A 21,638-nucleotide genomic window follows, 5' to 3' on the forward strand; every position below is an offset into this window, starting at 1 on the left:
TACAGGTGTCCAGAAAGGTGGCTTTTGCAGGATCAGAATTCAATTGTCATCGGACCGGGGGTCCACATTCCCGATCGCTGCACGCGGGATTCGTCGAGTTCCGCGGGTACTGCCGAGGGATCCCGTCGAGTGTATTTCTCGATCGAACCCCAGTCGTTATCCCAGTCGTTGTCCAGATACGACGGTATCGTCTGCGCGCTGACGAGCAGATCGATCCACCCGAGCGGGCCGCCGCCGAAGTGGTCCTGCCACGCCGTGGTCACGAGTGCACCGCTGTGATCGGGCAGGATGCGGTACTCGGGAACCTCGGCGATGCCGACGCGATGGTCGAACGGCCGCTGGCACGGGAAGGCCAGACCCACGGCCCAATCCAACATCACGGGCGCATCGGAACCGACAACGTCTTGCAATTCCTGGGTCTGCGGTACACGCGGCGGGGTGACGGCCACCCACTGATCGTCCTTGCTGTCGAAGTCGCTGACAACAAGTCGAATGGTGTTGGCTTCCACCGGAATTTGGTCGAGAGGAACGCGAAGGTTGCGCCATGACGGCGACGGACCGATATCGAGAGGTGCGATACGGCCACCGATTTCGACGTCATCGGCACCACGTGCGGTTCCGTATTCGACCTCGACGTTCTGGCCGTAGGTCACAATGCCGTCGGTGTCGACGGATCGGACGCGTCCGGCCGCGGCGATGGAAATGATGTCTCCGCGGGTGCCGCTGTCACTTAGATCAGGAAGCTGGTACCAACCGCTGGTCAGGGTGCCGGGTGCGGCTTGGCCGTAGCTGCCCATCACCGGCGTCGTTGCGGGATCGAGGCCGAACGGTAGTGCGACCGAACTGCCGTTGATGCCGGTCACTCCGGCGCCGCCACCGGTTCCGGCGGAGTTTCCGGCTGTGGTCTCGGCACTGTCGACGGTGTTGGCGCCGCCGGTAGCTGACGCTTCCTTGTCGGCACTGAGGTCGCCGGCAACACCGTTGGGTTCAAATCCTGTGGCGCCCCCGGCCGCCAGAGCGGTGGCGACGTCGCCGGACAGTGGCGTCAGCATCGATGCGTTCGGATCCGTTTCGAGCAGGACGTCGTTGGCGAGGCCGCATGGTTGTCCGAGTACTGCGTCGACGTTCGCGCGACCCACCGAGTAAGCCGGGTACTGGCTGATCACTCCCTTGGACATGGAGAGAACTTCGAAGAGGACCATGGCGCCGGCCGCTACCGTGAGCGGTGAGATCGCCAGCAGTCGGGCACGACGCGGCGAGGATTCCTTGCCGACGGTGTACGGCTCACGGAAGAAGAACCATGCGGCGAGTCCGAGCATCAGCACGGTCAGGCCGAGCAGGACGGTGCTCGCACCGAGCCCACTGATCGACACCGGCTTGTCCCACCAGGGAACGCTGTAACTGGAGACGTAGTAGTAACCGTTGCTGCCGGTGAACGCCATGGCCAGCAAGAACAGCACGCCCGCAGCGAACAACGCGCGATTGCGTGGCGAACGCAGAAGTGTGGTTCCGACCGCAACAGCCGTCATCATCGCGAGAACTGCAGTCAGACCCGCGAAGATTCCGAAGTGGTGAGTCCACTTGGTGGGCGAGAACATCAGCAACGGCAGCGCGCCGATGGTGAGACCGACAACCCGCCGCGACGGGCCGGCCGCAAGTCCCGGGATCCGGCCACCCTTGCGCAGCATCATCGCGGTGCAGACACCGAGGCACAGGAACATGACAAAAACACCGAAGCGGCGTGTCAGTGAACCGTCGACGGAGATGTTGAGTAGGTACTGATAGCGCAGGTATTCGTCGAACCACGGAGCGTTCGGTGAGATCGAGTGAACGCGCTGCATCTCGATGACGGCAGCCAGAGACTGATCGCCGAACGCGGGGATGAGAATCGAGAGTCCCGCCGCAAGCAGTGGGCCGACGGCAGCGATGTATCCCGTGGTGCGGGCACGTTCGACGATGATGCCGATGATGGGACGGATACCGGCGATCAATGCGGCAAAGCAGATGAGGCCGGACGGTCCGGCGGTCAGCGTGAATCCGGCGACGAGGATTGCGACCGCAACCGGCAGGAGTCGACGCGTCGCGATGGCGCGTTCGATCGAGCACCACGTCAGGAGGACACCGAGTGCAACGATCGGTTCGGGCCGCAATCCGTTGTTGAACGGGAGCCAGAATGCGAGGAAAACGAGCGCACCGGTCCAGAGCGCAAGACGGTTTCCGCGGATGGCCGCGCCGAGGCGCGGGGCGACCTCACGACTGATGACAAGCCACGTGACGATGCCCGCAATCAGTGCCGGGAGCCGGACCCACGGACTGGCCGGGCTGACGTGCGCCAGCAGTCCGAGGATGTTGTAGTACGGGGTTCCGAACGGAGTTTCCGGGACCGCAAACCAGCGGAAGTAGTTCGACATGTACCCGGATTGCTCAGCGGCCCGGGCCATAGTGAACTGGTAGCCGTCGTCGGTGGTGGTGGCTCCGATGAAATGCCACAGCACCAATGTTCCGATGACAACACCGTCGACGCGGGTGAATCTCCACCATCTCGTCGGCAGGAATTTGCGGCTGCCACGGCCGTCGAGATTATCGAGGCGGTGCAAGGCGACAAGCGAGATGATCGTGGTCAGCGCGCCGAGAATCATGGCGAGCGTTTTGATCGTGGTCGGGCTGGACGTGAAGCGCGAGTCGGAGATCATCGAGACGTTCAACCCGGTTGCCGCGGTGTCCAGGTCACTGAACACGCCGACAACTTGCGGTCGGTGGTCACCTTCGAGAATCCGTGGTTCGGACCCGGTGGCAGAGACGGTTGTTCGGGTGGGCTCGGCGAGCACCGTGAACGCGCAACCGCTGGGGAGTTCGTCTACTGAACCGGAGAACACGACTTCGTCGCGCAGAATCGCATCGACGCGAGCGGGGGCGTCCGCGGATGCGGGGGACACTGTCGCCACAAAGCCGTAGCGGCGCGCGTCGGGGGCTCCCGCCGGGGCGGTGGATACGAGCGTTCCACCTGTTGCCGCCAACTCGCCGATCGACGCACACGGAATGGATGCCTCGAACCGCTGGGGTGTGTACGAGACGAGTGGGGATTCGACGCTGGTCGTGGAACCGGCCTGCGGCCAGTTGATACTTGCCGTGTCCTGCGAGATGGGCAGGAAGGGGACGGATACACACGCGAGGATTCCGAGAATGGAGGCAACGATTGCCACCGTCCGTGCGCGTGTGTGCCTCGCGGCGCGCTGCGGAATCGGAGGGTTGGGAGGTGCGGCCACGGCCACGTCACTGTCTGTCACGACTTTCGACCCTAGCGGTGCGTGACGCCTTTGTTATAAACACAGCGACCTTCGAAAAGTTCGGATGTGCAAATCGCTCGATCGGCTGACGCCGGTCGACCGTGACCTCTGCCACAGCCGGCGACGGTGTGCGGCCGCTGAGCGCCGCAGGTGGACCGGTGGATAACAGGGTGCGACTATCCTGAATAATTGACGTCAGTTCTGTGTTCTCTCCGCGAGAACCAGGTCCCCCGTTTGCGTACGAGAGGAACTCTCATGCTTGCCCGCACCGACCTGCGTGGTCGTACCCCATCCACGGCCGAACTTCGTGCCGCGCTTCCGCGAGGTGGAGTGGATGTGGATGCGGTGCTGCATCAGGTTCGCCCTATGGTCGAGGCTGTTCGCGATCGCGGCGCAGAAGCTGCTCTCGAGTTCGGTGAGAAGTTCGACGGCGTTCGCCCCGGTTCGGTTCGGGTGCCCGCAGCTGAGCTCGAGCGCGCACTTCGTGAACTCGATCCGGCCGTCAAGGAAGCCCTCGAAGTCGCGATCGATCGCACCCGCAAGGTGCACGCCGACCAGCGTCGCAAAGACGCGGTCACCGAGGTGGTGCCTGGCGGTACGGTCACCGAGCGTTGGGTTCCGGTCGAGCGTGTCGGCCTCTATGTGCCCGGCGGCAACGCCGTGTATCCGTCGAGCGTTGTCATGAACGTCGTCCCGGCCCAGACTGCCGGCGTCGGATCGCTCGTAGTGGCTTCGCCTCCGCAAGCTGATTTCGGCGGATTGCCTCACCCCACGATTCTTGCCGCAGCAGCCATGCTCGGAGTAGACGAGGTGTGGGCCGTCGGCGGCGGCCAGGGCGTTGCGCTCCTGACCTACGGCGGAACCGACACCGACGGAACCGAGCTCGTACCGGTAGACCTCATCACCGGCCCCGGCAACATCTACGTCACTGCCGCCAAGCGTCTGTGCCGCGGACTGGTCGGCATCGACGCCGAAGCCGGTCCCACCGAGATCGCGATCCTCGCCGACCACACCGCTGACCCGGTCCACGTTGCCGCCGACCTCATCAGCCAGGCCGAGCACGACGTGATGGCCGCCAGCGTCCTCGTTACGACCAGCGTCGAATTGGCCGACGCCGTCGACACGGCGCTGGCCGCGCAGCTCGAGATCACCAAGCACCGCGAGCGCGTCAACACCGCCCTGACCGGAAGTCAGTCCGGAACCGTTCTGGTCTCGGACGTCGTAGCCGGTCTGCGCGTCGTCAATGCCTATGCTGCCGAGCACCTCGAGATCCAGACCGAAGATGCAACCGGTGTCGCAGCGCAGGTCACCAGCGCCGGAGCGGTTTTTGTCGGCCCGTGGGCGCCGGTCAGTCTCGGCGACTACTGTGCCGGCTCCAACCACGTCCTGCCGACGGCCGGCTGTGCTCGTCACTCGTCCGGTCTGAGTGTGCAAACCTTCCTGCGTGGCATCCACGTGATCGACTACTCCGAATCGGCGTTGAAAGACGTTGCCGGACATGTCATCACGCTTGCCAATGCCGAGGATCTGCCCGCTCACGGCGAGGCTGTGCGTCTGCGGTTCGAGGCTCTGCGATGAGTGCGGTTCCCGGAGCGTCGATTTCGGTCGACGCGCTCCCGCTTCGCGAGAACCTGCGCGGCAAGTCCGCCTACGGTGCTCCGCAGTTGACGGTTCCCGTTCAGCTCAACACCAATGAGAACCCGCACCCTCCGACGCAGGCGCTCATCGACGACGTCGCTGAATCCGTTCGTGAGGCCGCAAAGGAGCTGCACCGCTATCCCGACCGTGACGCTGTGGCGTTGCGGACGGATCTGGCTGCCTACCTGTCGAAGCAGACGGGTGTGCCGGTCACTGTCGACAATCTGTGGGCCGCCAACGGATCCAACGAAATCCTGCAGCAACTGCTTCAGGCCTTCGCCGGTCCGGGACGCAGCGCGATGGGCTTTGTGCCGTCGTACTCGATGCACCCGATCATCGCCGACGGCACCGACACCGAGTGGGTAGAGGTATTCCGCCGCGACGACTTCGCGCTCGACGTGGATGCTGCCGTCACCGTAATCGCGGAGCGTCGACCGGACGTCGTTTTCGTCACGAGTCCCAACAATCCGACCGGACACAGCGTCGGCATCGCGGAACTACGACGCATCCTCGAGGTCGCTCCGGGCATCGTGATCGTCGACGAGGCATACGCGGAGTTCTCCGCTGCGCCGAGTGCGATGACGCTCATCGACGAGTTCCCGGCCAAGATCGTGGTCACGCGCACGATGAGTAAGGCGTTTGCGTTTGCCGGTGGCCGACTCGGTTACCTTGCTGCCGCTCCCGCGTTCATCGACGCACTGTTGTTGGTGCGCTTGCCGTATCACCTCTCGGTGGTCACCCAGGCTGCCGCGCGGGCAGCGCTGCGTCACGCCGACGAGACCCTCGCCAGCGTGCACGCACTGTCGGCTGAGCGTGATCGAGTGTCGAAGGCGCTGGCGGACTCCGGGTTCCGGGTGATTCCCAGTGACGCGAACTTCATCTTGTTCGGCCAGTTCGCCGACAGCGCCGCTGCTTGGCAGGCCTACCTCGATCGCGGCGTCCTCATCCGCGACATCGGAATCCCCGGATATCTGCGGGCCACTGTCGGACTCGAAGCCGAGAACGACGCGTTCATCAAAGCCAGTGACGAGATCGCCGGTACAGAACTCACCAACGCAGGAGAAACGGTATGAGCGATCGCATTGCGCGGATCGAACGAACGACGCGGGAATCCAGCATCGTCGTCGAATTGAACCTCGACGGGACCGGCATCGTGGACGTCTCCACCGGCGTCCCGTTCTTCGACCACATGCTCACGGCTCTGGGAACTCACGCCAGCTTCGACTTGAATGTTCAGGCCAAGGGTGACGTCGAGATCGACGCTCACCACACCGTCGAGGACACCGCCATCGTTCTCGGTCAAGCGTTGGGTCAGGCTTTGGGAGACAAGAAGGGCATTCGCCGTTTCGGCGATTCCTTCATCCCGATGGACGAAACCCTCGCGCACGCATCCGTCGACGTGTCCGGCCGGCCGTACTGCGTGCACACCGGGGAACCGGATTACATGGTGCATTCCGTCATCGGCGGGTACCCCGGAGTTCCGTACCACGCTGTGATCAATCGCCACGTCTTCGAGTCGATCGCGCTCAATGCGCGTATCGCGCTGCATGTTCGGGTTCTGTACGGACGCGATCAGCACCACATCACGGAGGCCGAGTACAAGGCTGTTGCTCGCGCTCTGCGTGAGGCAGTCGAGCCGGATCCGCGCGTGAGTGGCGTGCCGTCGACGAAGGGCACCCTGTGAGCGTCCTCTTTACCTATCTGCTGTTCATCGGTGCGGGAATCGCTGTGGGCGGAGCGTATTCGATGTTCAAGGTGAACAAATTGGCGTCGGGAATTCTTCTGGCACTGGCAATTCTGGCGGCGGTTGCGGGCGCGCTGCGCATCTGATGGTCGAACGCACATCATCCCCGGGGTTGCTCCGAACCCCGGGCATGATCAGTGTCCTGGTCATGGCGGCTGCCGCTTTTGGTGGCTGGTCCCTACTGCTTCCGGTTGTTCCGCTGGTGGTGGCCCAGTCCGGTGGTTCCGACGCGTTGGCCGGGGCCGTGACGGGCGTCTTCATGGCGACCACTGTGCTGACGCAGCTGCTGGTGCCGCGGTTATTGCGGACCCGTGGCTATCGCCCCGTGCTCGCTGCGGGGTGCGTGTTGCTCGGGCCGCCGTCGCTGGTGCTGCTGATTTCTTCCGATTCGATTGCGGCGTTGTCCGTGTCGGCGGTGCGCGGCATCGGATTCGGATTGCTCACGGTGGCAGGCGGCGCGCTGGTTGCGGAATTGGCGCCCCGGCGGATCCTGGGCCGAGCTACCGGCGCGCAGGGCATTGCGATTGCGGCCTCTCAAATGGCGGGTTTGCCACTGGGTTTGGCGATAGCGGCACGATGGTCGGCGACGCCGGTCTTCATCCTGGGTGCTGTGGTCCCGGCGCTCGCGGTGATTGCCGTAAGCCGGTTGCCGAAACTTCATGCTCAACCCACGGGCACGTCCGCGCGAGTGAGTGTGTTCACGGTTCTTGTTCCCGTGGTCGCGCTCGCGTGCGTGTCAGCGTCGTTCGGCGGCCTGTCCTCACTGTTGCCCATCGCAATCTCGGATCGCGCCGCGATTGCCGGCGTGGTGCTGGCGACGGCCAGTGCGTCCATGTTGGTGGGTCGATACTCGGCGGGATTGATCTCCGATCGGTTCGGTAGCGGCAAGATGCTCGCGCCGGCATTGGTGTCGGCAGCAGTCGGTCTCCTCCTGTTCGCCCAGAGTGTCGACAACGGAGCGACAGTGGTCTTGATCGGTGCTGCAGTGCTTTTCGGGTTCGGATTCGGTGCGGTACAGAATGAATCCCTGGTCATGGCTTTCTCGGCGGCAGGGCCGAAACGAATCGGATCGGCCAGCGCGATCTGGAACATTGCCTACGATGCCGGCACTGGAATAGGCGCGATTGCACTGGGATTTGTGGCCTCGGCAGCGGGATACACGTGGGTGTTTGTCGTCTCGGCAACTGCCGTCGCGTTGATCCCAGCCCTTGCTGCGGGCGGCAGAGTCATCGGGGCGCGGGTTTCCGGACGGGCGTAGCGTTACCGGCGACTCGTGTCGATCAGGGCGCGGGCGATTGTTTTCGAATCGTCGAGAATGAAACTGTTTTTCCTGTGATCGTCTGAGGTAGGGCGGCTTTCCGGAAGTACGTGGCGATCCGGTTGGATTGCCGGCCTGTCCGGACATTCGTAACCTCGACGACAGGTGCAGAGCTCCAGCAACAAGGACCGGCTAGCTGGACGGCAACCCTTCATGCCGATGGGGTGCCCCGGAATCACACCTGGCGGCACACGCGGTGTGTGTCGCAAGCGGCAGTCGTGGCACGAACCAGCAGCGAAGGTGCTGGTGATTTCGCGGCCGATACTGCGCGCTCCCGAGTAGTCCTCGAACAGGAGTTTCGCCTGATGACGTCAACCTCCCCTCTCCACCTAGCCGTCGCGCTGGACGGCGCCGGATGGCATCCCGCTGCGTGGCGAGAACCCCACTCGCGTCCGAGCGAGTTGTTCAGCGCGTCGTATTGGACATCCCTGGTGACCACCGCCGAGCGTGGGCTGCTCGATTTCGTGACCATCGAAGACAGCCTCTCCGTGCCGACTGCGCATCCCTTCGGGCCGGTTGACAACGCCGTCGACAAGGTTCGAGCCCGATTGGACGCGCACCTTGTGGCCGCGAGGCTGGCGCCGGTCACTCGCAACATCGGTTTGGTTCCGACCGTCACGACGACGCATACCGAACCGTTCCACGTCTCCAAAGCTGTTGCAACACTGGACTACACCTCACGTGGTCGAGCGGGATGGCAGGTGAAGGTCTCGGCGTCGGCACTCGAGTCCGGACAGTTCGGACGACGATCGATTCCGGAGCTCAGCGAGCAGGACCGGGAGTCGATCGTCGCGGGTGTGCTTCCGGATTTCGTGCGGGATCTGTTCGACGAATCGGCGGAGGCCGCTGATATCGTGCGGCGCCTCTGGGACAGCTGGGAGGACGGCGCCGAGATCCGTGACGTGGCGCAGCGGCGCTTCATCGATCGAGACAAGGTGCACACCATCGATTTCGAAGGTAAGTATCTGTCCGTTCGGGGACCGTCGATCACGCCGCGACCTCCGCAGGGGCAGCCTGTCGTCACCGCGTTGGCGCACCAGAGCGTTGCCTACGAATTGGCCGCTCGGGCAGCTGATCTGGTTTTCGTGACGCCAACAGGCACCGAGCAGGTCGCATTGATCATCGGTGAAGTGAACGCGGCGCAGGAACGTGTTGGGCGTCGGGGCGAGACGCTGCGTGTGTACGCAGACATCGTCGTCTTCCTCGACGCGGACGGCGAATCGGGGCAGGATCGCCTTGATCGTCTGGATGCATTGTCCGGCGACGAATACCGTTCCGATGCCTACATTTTTGCCGGATCGGTGTCGGCCTTGGCAGATCTCCTGATCGCGTGGCAGGAGAAGGGAATCGACGGGTTCCGTTTGCGTCCCGGGGTCGCGGTGGACGATCTCGACGAAATCTCGGGCCGGCTGGTCCCGGAGTTGCAGAACCGCGGCGTGTTCCGCACCGAGTATCCGCAGGAAAATCTTCGCGGCGTGCTCGGACTGCCCACTAATGTCCCCAACCGCTACGCCGCCGGTACTCCGGCTGCCTGAACCAGAGGAAACCGATCATGAGTTCTCAGCAGCGTAAGCAGGTCATTCTGGGTGCCTACCTGGGCGGAGTGAACCACCACACGGTGTGGTGGGATCCGCAGGCGGGCAGCCAGATCGAATTCGATTCGTTCGAACACACAGCACGGACGGCGGAGCGGGGCAAGTTCGACTTCTTCTTTCTCGCAGAAGGCCTCGCACTGCGCGAACGCGCCGGGCAGGTGTTCGATCAGGACATCATCGGTAGGCCCGATACGTTCACAGTGCTAGCGTCGTTGGCTGCGGTCACGGAGCATCTGGGCCTGGCGGGCACCATCAACGCCACGTTCAACGAACCGTACGAATTGGCTCGTCAATTCGCGACACTCGATCAGCTGTCCGGTGGCCGCGCGGCGTGGAATGTTGTCACGTCCTTCGACGCGTTCACGGGGCAGAACTTCCGCCGCGGCGGATACCTGGATCGTTCGCAGCGATACGAGCGTGCGGAAGAGACGCTCGCGCTCGTCCGCGAACTGTGGGATTCGTGGCACAGTGACGACATTGTCGCGGACAAGGACTCCGGCCGATTCCTCGCTCGACCCGATGCCGGTGAATTCGCCTTCCACGGATCACATTTCGATGTCAGTGGAACATTTACGGTGCCGCGGAGCCCCCAGGGCCGACCGGTCATCCTGCAGGCTGGTGTATCTCCACAGGGGCGCGATTTTGCTGCCGGCAACGCCGATGCGATCTTCTCGCCCTACGGCGATCTACCAGATGCCGTGGAGTTCTACCGCGACATCAAGACACGCGCCATCGCAGCGGGACGCGAGCCGGGTGACATCAAGATTCTGCCGTCTGCGAGTTTTGTCCTCGGGACGTCCGAGGCGGACGCGATCGAGAAGTATCGGGACATTCGCAACCAGCAGGTGACCGGCCAGACTGCGCTGGTTCTGCTCGAACAGATCTGGAACCGCGATCTCTCGGCCTATGACCCCGAAGGTCCGCTGCCCGACATCGCGCCGGATCCCGAAGCAGTTCCCATCATTCAAGGCAAAGCATTTATTCACCAGGACCGGTTCGCGACGGTAGAGCGGTTGCGCGCCGTCGCGGAGAGCAAGAAGCTGACCCTGCGTGAGGTTGTGATCGATCAGTTCGAACGCGGCCCGATCGTCGGGACAGCGCAGCAAGTGGCCGAGAAGATCGATTCGTTTGTCCAGAACGACGGTTCGGACGGCTTCATCATCGGATCGCACGTGGTGCCGACAGGTTTGGACGAGTTCGTGGACGAGGTAGTGCCACTCCTGCAAGATCGTGGTTCCCTGCGCGCCGATTACGAAGGAACGACATTGCGGGACAATCTCGGTCTTGCGATTCCGGCGGAACGAGAGAAGGCGTCTGCTCGCTGACATCGATGACCGCACCGGGCCCAGCCGAACAACGGCTGGGCCCGGTGCGCTGAATTATCGAGCGATGCGGAGCACCATTGTTTGATCACAGAGTCTTGTTGACTGAGGAGATTTCATGCCCACACGTTCGGTACCGCTGCAGAAGTTGGGCTTTCTGACGATCGGTCTCTTCGACGAGCATCGGCCCGAACTCGGTCACGAGTCGACTCTCGACATTATCGAGCTGGGGGAGAAGCTCGGATTCGACAGTGCGTGGCTGCGGCACCGGCACCTGCAGTTCGGAATCTCGTCGCCGATAGCGGTCATGGCTGCGGCATCGCAGCGCACTCGACGAATCTCGTTGGGGACAGCGGTCACGCCCCTGGGGTGGGAGAACCCACTGCGTCTCGCCGAGGATTTCGCAACCGTCGACATCCTCTCCGGTGGTCGCGTCAATCCCGGCGTGAGTGTCGGTCCACCGATGCAGTACGAACGGGTGAAGGCTGCGCTCTATCCGGATACGGCCGATGTCGAGGATTTCAGCTACGAACGTGTGCATCGGCTTCTTCGGGCCGTCGAAGGAAAACCGGTATCCGGGTGGAGCGGAACGGAGGGAATCGAGCAGTTCTCGGATCGGGTACAACCGCATTCGCCTGGTCTGCGAAGTCGAATGTGGTACGGCGGAGCGAGTTTACGGTCTGCCGAGTGGGCTGGAAAGACCGGACTGAATCTATTGGTGAGCAGTGTGGTGAGGGCTGAGGAATCGACGGATTTCGACGAGATTCAGTACTCGCACATTCAGCGGTTCCGTGAACATCATCCCGCCGGTGAGGCTGCTCGGGTGTCGCAAGGCCTCGTTGTCATCCCCACGGACACCGCGTCGAACGAGCAGATCCGCAAGTATCGTGACTATGCGGATAGCAGGCTCGCCCGCACGAGCGAACCTCAGGGACCGGCGCGCATGATGTTCGCCCCCGACCTCGTCGGAAGTTCGGACGAGATTGCCGACACGCTCTATGAAAATGCGGCGTTCCGTGCCGTCGACGAAGTAGCGTTTGCTCTGCCGTTCAGTTTCGATCATTCGGACTACGTGCAGATACTGACCGACATGGCGACCAAGCTGGGTCCAGCGCTGGGCTGGGAGCCGATCCCGGATTCGGGTGCAGGCGGCGAAGTAATCGGCGCCGACGTTGCCCGATAGAGTTGGGGCATGAGCGCTTCCACGATTGCCGTCCTCGACTACGGCTCCGGCAACCTGCATTCGGCCACCCGCGCATTGGCGCGCACCGGCGCACAGGTGGAGGTAACCAGCGATCCCAAGGTGGCGTTGGCCGCAGACGGCTTGGTCGTTCCCGGCGTCGGCGCATTCGCGGCGTGCATGGAGGGCCTGCGTGAGGTTCGGGGGGAGCGGATCATCGGTCAGCGCCTTGCCGGCGGCAGGCCGGTTCTGGGCATCTGCGTCGGCATGCAGATTCTGTTCGAGCGCGGCGTCGAATTCGGCGTCGAAGCCGAGGGCTGCGGTGAATGGCCCGGCACTGTCGAGCGGTTGAAGGCCGATGTTCTGCCGCACATGGGCTGGAACACCGTCGAAGCACCCGAGTCCAGCACCCTGTTCAAAGGTATCGACGCCGACACGCGCTTCTATTTCGTGCACTCGTACGGTGTGCAGAACTGGGAACTGCCGCCGTCCGAACACATCGCCGCACCCAAACTCACCTGGGCTGACCACGGCGGAAAGTTCCTCGCTGCCGTCGAGAACGGTGCGTTGTCCGCAACGCAGTTCCACCCTGAGAAGTCGGGCGACGCGGGTGCTGAACTGCTGAGCAACTGGGTGCAGAGTTTGTGACCCCACCTTCGGGTAAATACAGCGGAGACAACTTTTCGTTGGCTCGTCTGGCGCTGTTCTCGCTCGGCGCCGCCGTGGCTGTTCTCGCCATCACGACGGCGGTCGTGGTTCTGGCAGATCCGACGCCTGTCGTGGGACTCGTCATCGGCCTCGTCGGGGTTGCCGCGGCTATCGCGGCGATGGGCGTCGTATCCAAGCGGATGACCCGAAAAGCCTTCGGTGACGGTGATCAAGACCCGACACACGGTTCCGGGTCCTGACCGACTAGGGTTATCGCACGTGAGCCTGGTCCTTTTGCCTGCTGTGGATGTTGTCAACGGTGAAGCTGTTCGCCTCGTGCAAGGAGAGGCGGGAAGCGAGACCGGTTACGGGTCGCCCCGCGACGCCGCCCTTGCGTGGCAGAACGACGGCGCCGAATGGGTACATCTTGTCGACCTCGATGCTGCCTTCGGCCGCGGATCCAACAGCGAACTGCTGGCAGGCGTCATCGGCGACCTGACGGTCAAGGTCGAGTTGTCCGGTGGAATCCGTGACGACGACTCCCTCGAAGCCGCACTGGCCACCGGCTGTGCCCGCGTCAACCTCGGCACCGCCGCCATCGAAGATCCCGAGTGGTGCGCGCGTGCATTGGCCAAGTACGGCGACAAAATTGCCGTGGGCCTCGACGTGCGTCTGGTCGACGGCCAGTACCGCACCCGCGGTCGCGGCTGGGTCACCGACGGCGGCGACCTCTGGGAAACCCTCGCTCGCCTGGACCGTGACGGCTGCACGCGTTACGTCGTCACCGACGTATCGAAGGACGGCACCCTCACCGGTCCCAATCTCGAACTTCTGAGCCAGGTGTGCGCTGTCACCGACGCCCATGTTGTTGCGTCCGGTGGTGTCTCGACCATCGACGATTTGTTGGCCATCTCCAGCTTGGTGGATCAGGGCGTCGAAGGTGCGATTGTCGGCAAGGCGCTGTATGCCGGACGCTTCACCCTTCCCGAAGCACTTGCTGCAGTTTCCGGTTAGATTCGCTTGATGACCCCGCCGCGTGACCTCGACGAACTCCTCGCGATTGCCGGTGGGCTGCTCGACGGAGTTCACGATCAGTTCGTATCCGGTGTCGGCTCGCCCAGTGCAGTCCGCAAGGGCTGGAGCGATTTTGCCACCGAGGTAGATCTTGCACTCGAGAAGCGGCTGTCTTCGGAGTTGTTCGACCGCACCGGGATTGAGGTGCACGGCGAGGAATTCGGCGGCCCGGACATCGAGTCCGGGCTTGTCTGGGTCCTCGATCCCATCGACGGCACGTTCAACTACTCGGCCGGCCTCCCGCAAGCCGGAACGCTGCTTGCACTACTCGACGACGGTGTTCCGGTCCTGGGGTTGACCTGGTTGCCCTTGATCGGGCATACCTACGCGGCAAAGTCCGGCGGTCCGTTGTTGGTGAACGGCGCGGCGGTTCCGCCTTTGGAGTCGACCGATCTTGCGTCGTCGATTGTCGCATTGGGTGCGCTCAACGCGAAGAGTCGTGGACGAATTCCCGGCAGCTACCGCCTCGAGGTGCTGGCTGAAATCAGCAAGGTGTCGTCTCGCATCCGTATCCACGGCAGCACCGGAGTGGATCTGGCCTTCACCGCGGCAGGCATTTTAGGCGGTGCGATCGTCTACGGGCACAATGCGTGGGACAACGCGGCGGGGGTCGCACTGGTCCGCGCGGCAGGTGGGGTGGTGACCGACCTAGCCGGAAACCCGTGGACCGTAGAATCGGATTCGGTACTTGCTGCCGCTCCCGGTGTTCACGGTGAAATTCTCGACATCCTTACATCGCTCGGTGATCCGCGCGCTTCGTCCTCAGGAGGACCAACGTCATGACCCTCGCAGTTCGTGTGATCCCGTGCCTCGACGTCGATGCCGGGCGAGTGGTCAAGGGTGTCAACTTCGAGAACCTCCGCGACGCGGGTGACCCAGTCGAACTTGCTGCAGCGTACGACGCCCAGGGCGCCGACGAGCTGACTTTTCTGGACGTGACAGCGTCGACGTCTGATCGTGGCACGATGCTCGACGTCGTAAGTCGAACTGCCGAGCAGGTTTTCATTCCGCTGACGGTTGGCGGCGGTGTGCGCACGGTCGAAGACGTCGACCGTCTGCTGCGGGCCGGAGCCGACAAGGTCAGCGTCAATACCGCCGCCATCGCGCGTCCCGAACTGCTCAAAGAATTGAGTGAGCGTTTCGGTTCACAGTGCATCGTTTTGTCCGTCGACGCCCGGACAGTGCCGCAGGGCCAACCGGACACCCCGTCCGGCTGGGAGGTCACGACGCACGGCGGCAAGCGCGGAACCGGCATCGACGCGGTCGAGTGGGCCGAGCGTGGCGCAGAGTTGGGCGTCGGTGAGATCCTGCTCAACTCCATGGATGCCGACGGCACCAAGGCCGGTTTTGATCTGCTGATGATCCGCGCTGTCCGCGCCGCTGTTCACGTCCCGGTCATCGCCAGTGGCGGTGCCGGCCTGGTCGAGCATTTTGCGCCCGCAGTCGAAGCCGGCGCTGACGCAGTCCTCGCAGCCAGTGTCTTCCACTTCGGTGATCTGAGCATCCCGCAGGTCAAGGACGCTATGCGCGCCGAGGGGATTGTCGTTCGTTAGGCGTTATCTGCTCGGATTCCGTCGAACATCATCCGGGTGATCGCCTGGTTGAGTGCGGTGCAGTCCACGGACGATTCCGCTCGTAGTCCCTGTATGCCGCTGGCCAGCATCATTCCGTTGACGGCCTGTGCCGTGTTCGCGATATCGAGGTCGGCGCGGAGGTAGCCGCATTCGACGCCGTGTCGGAGGTATCCGGCGGTGAGTGCGGCGGCCTGGTCGAGTAGGTCGAGCATGCGGCCGGTGAGGTCGGCGTCGACACCTGTTGTCTCGAAGAGCAGTACCCGCGGGATCCGGGGGTCGTCGAAGAAGATCCGGGGGAGTGCATCCGCGATGCGCGCTACCTGAGCGCGGTACTCGTCCAAGGTGTTTGCTGCATCCGGCGCATTGTCGGTGGCGAGTGCGGTGATGATCTTGGCGATCAGGTCGTCGATGACGTGATCGATAATGTCGCGTTTGTTCTCGAAGTAGCGGTAAAACGTGCCGTGGCCGATGCCGAGAGTTGTTGCAATGTCAGCGATCCCGGTGGCGTGATAGCCGCGTTGGGCAAAGCACTCGAACGATGCGTCGATGATCTCGCGGCGCAGTTCCGCCTTTTTTCGCTCCGCTCGGGTTATGGCCTTGGTCACGCTGAAGATGATACCGTCTTCCATAACGGAATGACGTGTCAGTTTCTGATGTGCGGTTCACGAGGGGATTCGATCTGATGGCAGTGCAGTACGACGCAGTAGTGGTGGGGGCGGGCTTCGGCGGAATGGGTGCGGCCATTCAGCTCAAGCGGTTGGGTCTGAACAACCTGGCGATTCTCGAGCGTGAGGATGATCTGGGTGGAACGTGGCACGTCAATCGCTATCCCGGATTGGCGGTCGACATCGCATCGGTCACCTACTCGTATTCGTTCGAGCCCAATCCTCATTGGTCGAGACTCTTCGCGCCGGGGGCGGAACTCAAGAAATACGCCGACCATGTCGCAGACAAATACGATCTACGACGGCATATGACGTTCGGCGCTGTGGTGAACGGTGCGCGGTGGGACGAGGACGAGGCGCACTGGGTGGTGTCCGTGGACGGGCAGCCTGAGATCACCGCCACCTATCTACTGACGGCAACGGGTTTTCTCTCCCAACCACACCGACCGGATATCTCCGGTATCGATGAATTTGCGGGCAAGATCATTCACACCACGGCGTGGGACGATTCGTACGATCTTTCCGGAACGAAGACCGCAATTATCGGAACCGGTGCTACCGCAGTGCAACTCATTCCGGAAGTTGCTCGGCAGGCCGCGGATCTGACCGTGTATCAGCGCACGCCGATCTGGGTTGTTCCCAAGCTGGACGTGCCCATTCCGTCGGCTGTTCAGAAACTCTTTTCTCGAATTCCGTTGACTCAGCGGATCGCGCGCGCGGTCAGCTCCGGAATTCTGGAAATGATCATGGTGAGCGCTGTATTGCACTACAGGCAGGTCAAGCTGATCAACAAAGGTGCCGCGGCAGCATCGCGTGCCTTCCTGCGGTCACAGGTCCGCGACGCGGCACTTCGCAAGCAACTTACTCCGGACTACGACTTCGGGTGCAAGCGACCTACCTTCTCCAACAGTTACTTTCGAACATTCACCAAACGCAACGTTCACCTCGAGACGACGTCGATCGATCACATTGCCGCCGACGGTATCGTCACGGTCGACGGGCGTAAGACCGAGATCGACACTCTGGTGCTGGCAACCGGGTTCAACCTGTGGGACGTCAACTTCCCGGCTATCGAGGTCATTGGCCGTGAGGGCCGAAATCTCGGAAAGTGGTGGCGTGACAACCGTTTTCAGGCGTATGAGGGAGTCTCTGTCCCGCATTTTCCCAACTTTCTCACTTTGGCGAGCCCGTATTCGTACAGCGGACTGTCGTACTTCACGACCATCGAATCGCAGATGCAGCACATGGAGCGACTGTTCGGTGAGCTGAAGCGGCGAGGCGCAGACACCTTCGAGGTCACCGAGGCAGCCAACTCCGAGTTTCTCGACCGAATGACCGAAAACCTGGCCGACTCCGTGTTCTACGGCGGCAGCTGCCAGACCGCGCGAAGCTATTACTTCAACCAGCACGGTGAGGCGGCGATCTTGCGGCCCACGTCGACGCGCAACGCGTTTGTCGAGGCGAAGCGCTTTCCTCTCGAGGACTATTTGATCTCGTGAACCACTCCTAGTCGGCGGCGGCGGCGGTGCGTCGCGCCGAAAAGGGATATCCTGACTTTGGACTTCTCGAGATCAGTGCCAGCGAATCTTCGGGGAGGGCTGGTTGGTGCAAGGTTGATGTCGGAAATCGATCCGTTTGGTACGCAGCGTGCTGATCCGTTCAACACGGCGCACGATACTTCGAACGTCGTCTCCGAACTGGAGATGTCGGGGCTGGAGGACGCTCGCGAAATCGGGCGCGGCGGCTTCGGTGTCGTCTATTGCTGTTCGCAGCCGCGTTTGGACCGCATCGTGGCCGTGAAGGTTCTCACCGCGAGCGTTGAACAGGACAACGATGCTCGTTTCGTTCGTGAACAACACGTGATGGGGAGGCTGACCGGCCACCCGAACATCGTCAACGTTTTGCACGTCGGCACCACGGCAAGCGGTCACCCCTACATCGTGATGCCGTATCACCCGCGAGGATCTCTGGAAACGAGAATTCGTTCAACGGGGCCGCTGTCGCTGAACGAAACTCTGAGACTTGGAGTGAAAATAGCCGGCGCTCTCGAAAGTGCTCATCGACTCGGGATTCTCCACCGCGACGTCAAACCGGCGAACATCTTGTTCACCGATTACGGCGAGCCGGCGATTACGGACTTCGGGATCGCGCACATTGTGGGCGGATTCGAAACGTCCACCGGTACCGTAACCGGATCACCGGCGTTCACGGCACCCGAAATTCTCAGCGGCGAGCCACCCAGTGTCGCGGGAGATATTTACGGTCTCGGTGCAACGCTGTTCTGCGCAGTATCCGGACATGCGGCATTCCAGCGTCGCAGCGGGGAGGAATTGATCGCACAGTTCTTGCGGATCACGACCGAGCCGATTCCCGACCTCCGTGAACTGGGAATCCCGGAAGGGATGTCTGCTGCCATCGAGCGAGCGATGAATGCCGACCCGCTTCGACGGACTGCTTCTGCCCGCGACTTCGGCGAAGAACTTCGACAGATCCAGTCTGCCAAAGGTTTTCCCGTTACCGATATGGCACTGTTGACAACCGAAGCGGGGGAGCCGAGTCAACAGGATTCCGCCAGTACTGGCGGCAGAAGTGCCGTGTCGTCGGCGACTCCCACGTCCACGCCCCCTGTCGGCAAGTTGCCGTTGGAATTGACGAGCTTCATCGGTCGACGGCGAGAGTTGACTGAAACCCAAGTGAAGATTCTCGAATCCAGGCTGGTCACATTGACGGGTGTCGGCGGCGTAGGAAAGACACGGCTGGCAGTCAGAGTTGCCGCGAATCTGCGACAGAAGTTCGATGACGGAGTCTCCGTAGCCGAGTTGGGCGAACTTCAGGATGCGTCGTTGCTCGCCGACCTTGTTGCGTCCTCGCTGGGGATCAGAGATCGAACCGGCCCTCTCGAAGACGTATTGGCGGACTTTCTGGCCAACCGGAACGTGCTGCTGTTGTTGGACAACTGCGAACACCTCGTCGGTGCAGTTGCCGATCTGGCCACGTTTCTTCTGCGTGTCTGTCCGGACCTTCGCATTCTGGCAACCAGTCGAGAGCCACTCGGAATCGGTGGTGAGACTGTTCTTCGGGTGCCGCCGTTGTCCGTGCCCGCCCCTGATCTCGAAACATCGCTTCACGGTTTGTCCCGCTACGACGCGATTACGTTGTTCACCGACCGGGCTGCGGCGGCATTGCCTGGCTTCGAGCTGACCGAGGGAAACAAGTCTACGGTTGCGCGAATTTGTCAGCGACTCGACGGTTTACCCCTACCTATCGAACTGGCTGCTGCCCGATTGCGTTCGATGTCCGTCGAACAAATCCTGGATCGGCTGACCGACCGGTTCAAGTTACTCACGCTCGGTAGCCGCAATGCACCGTCCCGCCAACAGACGTCGAGATTGTGCATCGACTGGAGTTACGATCTCTGCACGAGATGGGAACAGCAGCTGTGGGCGCGGCTATCCGTTTTTGCCGGCGGCTTCGAACTCGATGCAGTGGAAAGCATTTGCTGCGGCGATCACAGCCCCGACGAGTTGCTCGACGGGATGGCCTCGCTGGTCGACAAGTCGATCCTGATCCGCGAAGAATCGGAAACCGTCGTGCGTTTCCGGATGCTCGATACGCTCCACGACTACGGCCGAGAGAAAGCAGAAGAATCCGGCGACTACGGTTCGTTGCGGCGGCAACATCGTGACTGGTACCGAAAGATGGTGTTGGAAGCGGAAACCGAATGGATCAGTGCCCGGCAGAAAGACTGGATCGATCGACTAGGGAGAGAACAATCAAATCTCCGTGAGGCGATGGACTACGCGGAGTCGACGCACAGTGACGACGGACTCGGGTTGCAGATTGCAGGCGCACTGTTTCCGTTCTGGCTCTCGCGTGGACTGTTCAGCGAGGGACGCTACTGGCTCGATCACCTTCTGGACATCGATCTCGAGTATCCGACCGTGGACAGAATCAAAGCTCTGTGCGCCAGTAGCGTTCTCGCCGAAATTCAGGGTGCGCTCGACGTCGCGACCGGACGTGTCGCCGAAGCCGTCGAGCTGGCCGAGAACCTGGACGTTTTCGAGCATCTCGATTTGTCCGAGCACCTCGACGAGTGGACCTCGCAAGCCAGGGTGATCCAAGCGCAAGGTTGCCTCGAACTGTTTCTCGGCGACGCTCAGCGCGCGTGCGACTACCTGAGGAAGGCGTTGGATCTGGTCGGCACCGGCGATGACCTCGCCTTGCGGGTGTGGATTCTGAACACCCTCGGAATGGCGTACGAAGCCAACGGTGAGACGGACCGGTCCATCTCCTGTCACGAGCAGGTTCTGGCGATCACGCAGCGCACCGGCGAATCGGTATACCGGTCCTACTCGCTGTGGTCGATGGGCGTCGCGGTCTGGCGGCAAGGAGATCTCGCCTACGCAGCCGACCTCGTCAAACAAGCATTGCGTATCGCCGAACGCGTCGAGGAGCCTCTCACTGCGACGGTGTGTCTGGATGCGCTCGCCTGGATCGCCGGCGCCGAACACGACGAACGTCGCGCCGTTGTCTTGATGGGCGCCGCCGAAGTGATCGTCGACATGGTGAACAGTTCGCCGGTTCTGTTCCCGAGCTTGGGAAACTATCGACAGCGATGCGAGCAGGAAACGCTTCGTGCGCTTGGCGGCCAGGCTTTTCGCAATGCGCGAATGCAAGGGCATGCACTGGACTTTCACGAGTCCGTAGCCTTTGCGCTGCAAGAGAATCCGTCGATTACCGGCCAGGCGGCCGGATTGAGTGCGCGTGAACAACAGATTGCCGATCTCGTCGCAGTTGGCCTCGACAACAAAGCCATCGCGGACAAGCTCGCGATCTCGGTTCGGACAACTCAACGGCACATCGAGCACATTCTGACGAAGTTCGGTTTCACCTCACGCTCACAACTCGCCGCGCGCGAGTTGGAGCACCCCTCGTAACGCTGGAGAGCGTGACGCGTTGCAGTAGTCCGCGCAGCTGCCGGAAAGAACTTGGATAGCAGTCAGGCGGGAACCGGCTGGTTCTCCGGTGCGTCCAACTGTGTGAAGCCTGCTGTCGTTAGGGGGAGTGCTATGAGGGCGTGGGGCGCTTGTCTGTCGGTTTCAGTGGTCGCCCTACTCGGGGGATGTTCCTCGACGGTTGAGGGTGAGGCCTACCCTGTCGATTCGATCGGAATGTTCGATCCGTGCGCGGTTCTCAGTCAAGATGACCTTTTGAAGCTGGGCGTCGATCCGGGCACTCAGCGCGTGGATCTCTTAGACACCCACATCGATGGATTCAACGTGTGTAGTTGGGAGGGGGCATGGTTCTATCTGGGTCTCACATCAGCTGATCGTTCATTCGAAGCTGTGGAGGAGAATTCCGCGATACGCGATCCGCGGCGAGGCGAAATTGCGGGACGTAGCATTCTTGTGTACCAAGAGCGTGACGACGACGGGGATTTGGCGTGCAACGTAGCTTTCGCGACAGCGCAGTCAACCGCGTTGGTGCGTGTCGGTGCAAAATTTGGTATCGATCGGCCTGAAACACCATGCGCACTCGTCGAGCGCGCAGCGCAACGTATCGTTCCGCTGCTTCCCTAACCGGTTCGAACTTC

The 21,638-nt window shown here is 62.2% G+C and carries 18 protein-coding genes and 1 riboswitch; of the genes, 16 read left to right on the plus strand and 2 right to left on the minus strand.

The window, feature by feature from the left end:
- Positions 1 to 32: 32 nt before the first annotated feature.
- Positions 33 to 3,272 carry an arabinosyltransferase domain-containing protein gene (locus ACFRFQ_RS21805; protein ID WP_378662493.1) on the minus strand — a complete coding sequence of 1,080 codons (3,240 nt, stop codon included), beginning with the start codon at positions 3,270 to 3,272 and terminating at the stop codon, positions 33 to 35.
- A 270-nt stretch (positions 3,273 to 3,542) separates the two neighbouring features.
- Here ACFRFQ_RS21805 and hisD point away from each other — a divergent pair, with 270 nt between their 5' ends.
- The 13 genes from hisD (at position 3,543) to hisF (ending at position 15,359) form a co-directional block, all read left to right on the plus strand.
- Complete coding sequence (gene hisD, locus ACFRFQ_RS21810) at positions 3,543 to 4,865, plus strand: histidinol dehydrogenase (RefSeq protein WP_378662128.1); 1,323 nt, start codon at positions 3,543 to 3,545, stop codon at positions 4,863 to 4,865.
- Entirely contained in the window at positions 4,862 to 5,998 is a 1,137-nt protein-coding gene (locus ACFRFQ_RS21815) for a histidinol-phosphate transaminase (RefSeq protein WP_378662130.1), read from the plus strand. The genes hisD and ACFRFQ_RS21815 overlap by 4 nt, the downstream gene beginning before the upstream one ends.
- Positions 5,995 to 6,609, plus strand: coding sequence for an imidazoleglycerol-phosphate dehydratase HisB (hisB, locus tag ACFRFQ_RS21820; protein WP_378662133.1), 615 nt, complete (start codon positions 5,995 to 5,997; stop codon positions 6,607 to 6,609). The genes ACFRFQ_RS21815 and hisB overlap by 4 nt, the downstream gene beginning before the upstream one ends.
- Positions 6,606 to 6,755: a hypothetical protein gene (locus ACFRFQ_RS21825; protein ID WP_033230914.1), complete on the plus strand. Its 150-nt coding sequence runs from the start codon at positions 6,606 to 6,608 to the stop codon at positions 6,753 to 6,755. Before hisB ends, ACFRFQ_RS21825 begins: the two co-directional genes overlap by 4 nt.
- Complete coding sequence (locus ACFRFQ_RS21830; protein ID WP_378662136.1) at positions 6,755 to 7,927, plus strand: MFS transporter; 1,173 nt, start codon at positions 6,755 to 6,757, stop codon at positions 7,925 to 7,927. The genes ACFRFQ_RS21825 and ACFRFQ_RS21830 overlap by 1 nt, the downstream gene beginning before the upstream one ends.
- Positions 7,928 to 8,091: 164 nt before the next feature.
- A riboswitch (SAM riboswitch) is annotated at positions 8,092 to 8,205 on the plus strand.
- Between the two features lie 87 nt (positions 8,206 to 8,292).
- Complete coding sequence (locus ACFRFQ_RS21835) at positions 8,293 to 9,522, plus strand: LLM class flavin-dependent oxidoreductase (protein WP_378662139.1); 1,230 nt, start codon at positions 8,293 to 8,295, stop codon at positions 9,520 to 9,522.
- 17 nt (positions 9,523 to 9,539) lie between these two features.
- The gene (locus tag ACFRFQ_RS21840; protein WP_378662142.1) at positions 9,540 to 10,907 is read left to right on the plus strand and encodes an NtaA/DmoA family FMN-dependent monooxygenase; all 1,368 of its coding nucleotides are present in this window, start codon (positions 9,540 to 9,542) and stop codon (positions 10,905 to 10,907) included.
- A gap of 115 nt (positions 10,908 to 11,022) precedes the next feature.
- Positions 11,023 to 12,087 (plus strand): LLM class flavin-dependent oxidoreductase, encoded by a 1,065-nt coding sequence (locus tag ACFRFQ_RS21845; protein WP_378662145.1) that lies wholly within the window; start codon positions 11,023 to 11,025, stop codon positions 12,085 to 12,087.
- Between the two features lie 9 nt (positions 12,088 to 12,096).
- Positions 12,097 to 12,732: an imidazole glycerol phosphate synthase subunit HisH gene (gene hisH / locus ACFRFQ_RS21850; RefSeq protein ID WP_033230912.1), complete on the plus strand. Its 636-nt coding sequence runs from the start codon at positions 12,097 to 12,099 to the stop codon at positions 12,730 to 12,732.
- On the plus strand, positions 12,729 to 12,992 hold the full coding sequence (locus tag ACFRFQ_RS21855; RefSeq protein WP_378662148.1) for a hypothetical protein: 264 nt from the start codon (positions 12,729 to 12,731) through the stop codon (positions 12,990 to 12,992). Before hisH ends, ACFRFQ_RS21855 begins: the two co-directional genes overlap by 4 nt.
- A gap of 19 nt (positions 12,993 to 13,011) precedes the next feature.
- Entirely contained in the window at positions 13,012 to 13,746 is a 735-nt protein-coding gene (priA, locus tag ACFRFQ_RS21860) for a bifunctional 1-(5-phosphoribosyl)-5-((5-phosphoribosylamino)methylideneamino)imidazole-4-carboxamide isomerase/phosphoribosylanthranilate isomerase PriA (protein ID WP_378662151.1), read from the plus strand.
- A gap of 9 nt (positions 13,747 to 13,755) precedes the next feature.
- Positions 13,756 to 14,589 carry an inositol monophosphatase family protein gene (locus ACFRFQ_RS21865; protein ID WP_378662153.1) on the plus strand — a complete coding sequence of 278 codons (834 nt, stop codon included), beginning with the start codon at positions 13,756 to 13,758 and terminating at the stop codon, positions 14,587 to 14,589.
- Complete coding sequence (hisF, locus tag ACFRFQ_RS21870) at positions 14,586 to 15,359, plus strand: imidazole glycerol phosphate synthase subunit HisF (protein ID WP_033230908.1); 774 nt, start codon at positions 14,586 to 14,588, stop codon at positions 15,357 to 15,359. The genes ACFRFQ_RS21865 and hisF overlap by 4 nt, the downstream gene beginning before the upstream one ends.
- Here the strand turns inward: hisF and ACFRFQ_RS21875 are convergent.
- Complete coding sequence (locus ACFRFQ_RS21875; RefSeq protein WP_378662156.1) at positions 15,356 to 15,985, minus strand: TetR/AcrR family transcriptional regulator; 630 nt, start codon at positions 15,983 to 15,985, stop codon at positions 15,356 to 15,358. The two genes, hisF and ACFRFQ_RS21875, sit on opposite strands and share 4 nt — an antisense overlap.
- Positions 15,986 to 16,062: 77 nt before the next feature.
- Between ACFRFQ_RS21875 and ACFRFQ_RS21880 the strand changes: the two genes are divergently transcribed.
- The 3 genes from ACFRFQ_RS21880 (at position 16,063) to ACFRFQ_RS21890 (ending at position 21,624) form a co-directional block, all read left to right on the plus strand.
- Positions 16,063 to 17,544, plus strand: a complete 1,482-nt coding sequence (locus ACFRFQ_RS21880; protein WP_378662496.1) for a flavin-containing monooxygenase — start codon at positions 16,063 to 16,065, stop codon at positions 17,542 to 17,544.
- Positions 17,545 to 17,661: 117 nt separating this feature from the next.
- Positions 17,662 to 20,982, plus strand: coding sequence for a protein kinase (locus tag ACFRFQ_RS21885; RefSeq protein ID WP_378662158.1), 3,321 nt, complete (start codon positions 17,662 to 17,664; stop codon positions 20,980 to 20,982).
- A gap of 132 nt (positions 20,983 to 21,114) precedes the next feature.
- A complete protein-coding gene (locus ACFRFQ_RS21890) occupies positions 21,115 to 21,624 on the plus strand; it encodes a DUF3558 domain-containing protein (RefSeq protein ID WP_378662161.1) in 510 nt (169 codons plus the stop codon).
- Positions 21,625 to 21,638 lie beyond the last annotated feature (14 nt).

Origin of the sequence: Rhodococcus sp. NPDC056743, assembly GCF_042790355.1 — a bacterium.
In the GTDB taxonomy this organism is placed as follows: Bacteria; Actinomycetota; Actinomycetes; order Mycobacteriales; family Mycobacteriaceae; genus Rhodococcus_F.

Excerpts from the sequence above, each read along its gene's own strand:
- ACFRFQ_RS21845 (WP_378662145.1), top strand. The coding sequence starts at position 11,023 with ATGCCCACACGTTCGGTACCGCTGCAGAAGTTGGGCTTTCTGACGATC.
- ACFRFQ_RS21865 (WP_378662153.1), top strand. The coding sequence starts at position 13,756 with ATGACCCCGCCGCGTGACCTCGACGAACTCCTCGCGATTGCCGGTGGG.
- ACFRFQ_RS21835 (WP_378662139.1), top strand. The coding sequence starts at position 8,293 with ATGACGTCAACCTCCCCTCTCCACCTAGCCGTCGCGCTGGACGGCGCC.
- ACFRFQ_RS21830 (WP_378662136.1), top strand. The coding sequence starts at position 6,755 with ATGGTCGAACGCACATCATCCCCGGGGTTGCTCCGAACCCCGGGCATG.
- ACFRFQ_RS21885 (WP_378662158.1), top strand. The coding sequence starts at position 17,662 with ATGTCGGAAATCGATCCGTTTGGTACGCAGCGTGCTGATCCGTTCAAC.
- ACFRFQ_RS21815 (WP_378662130.1), top strand. The coding sequence starts at position 4,862 with ATGAGTGCGGTTCCCGGAGCGTCGATTTCGGTCGACGCGCTCCCGCTT.
- ACFRFQ_RS21840 (WP_378662142.1), top strand. The coding sequence starts at position 9,540 with ATGAGTTCTCAGCAGCGTAAGCAGGTCATTCTGGGTGCCTACCTGGGC.
- hisH (WP_033230912.1), top strand. The coding sequence starts at position 12,097 with ATGAGCGCTTCCACGATTGCCGTCCTCGACTACGGCTCCGGCAACCTG.
- hisD (WP_378662128.1), top strand. The coding sequence starts at position 3,543 with ATGCTTGCCCGCACCGACCTGCGTGGTCGTACCCCATCCACGGCCGAA.
- ACFRFQ_RS21890 (WP_378662161.1), top strand. The coding sequence starts at position 21,115 with ATGAGGGCGTGGGGCGCTTGTCTGTCGGTTTCAGTGGTCGCCCTACTC.
- ACFRFQ_RS21880 (WP_378662496.1), top strand. The coding sequence starts at position 16,063 with ATGGCAGTGCAGTACGACGCAGTAGTGGTGGGGGCGGGCTTCGGCGGA.
- hisB (WP_378662133.1), top strand. The coding sequence starts at position 5,995 with ATGAGCGATCGCATTGCGCGGATCGAACGAACGACGCGGGAATCCAGC.
- hisF (WP_033230908.1), top strand. The coding sequence starts at position 14,586 with ATGACCCTCGCAGTTCGTGTGATCCCGTGCCTCGACGTCGATGCCGGG.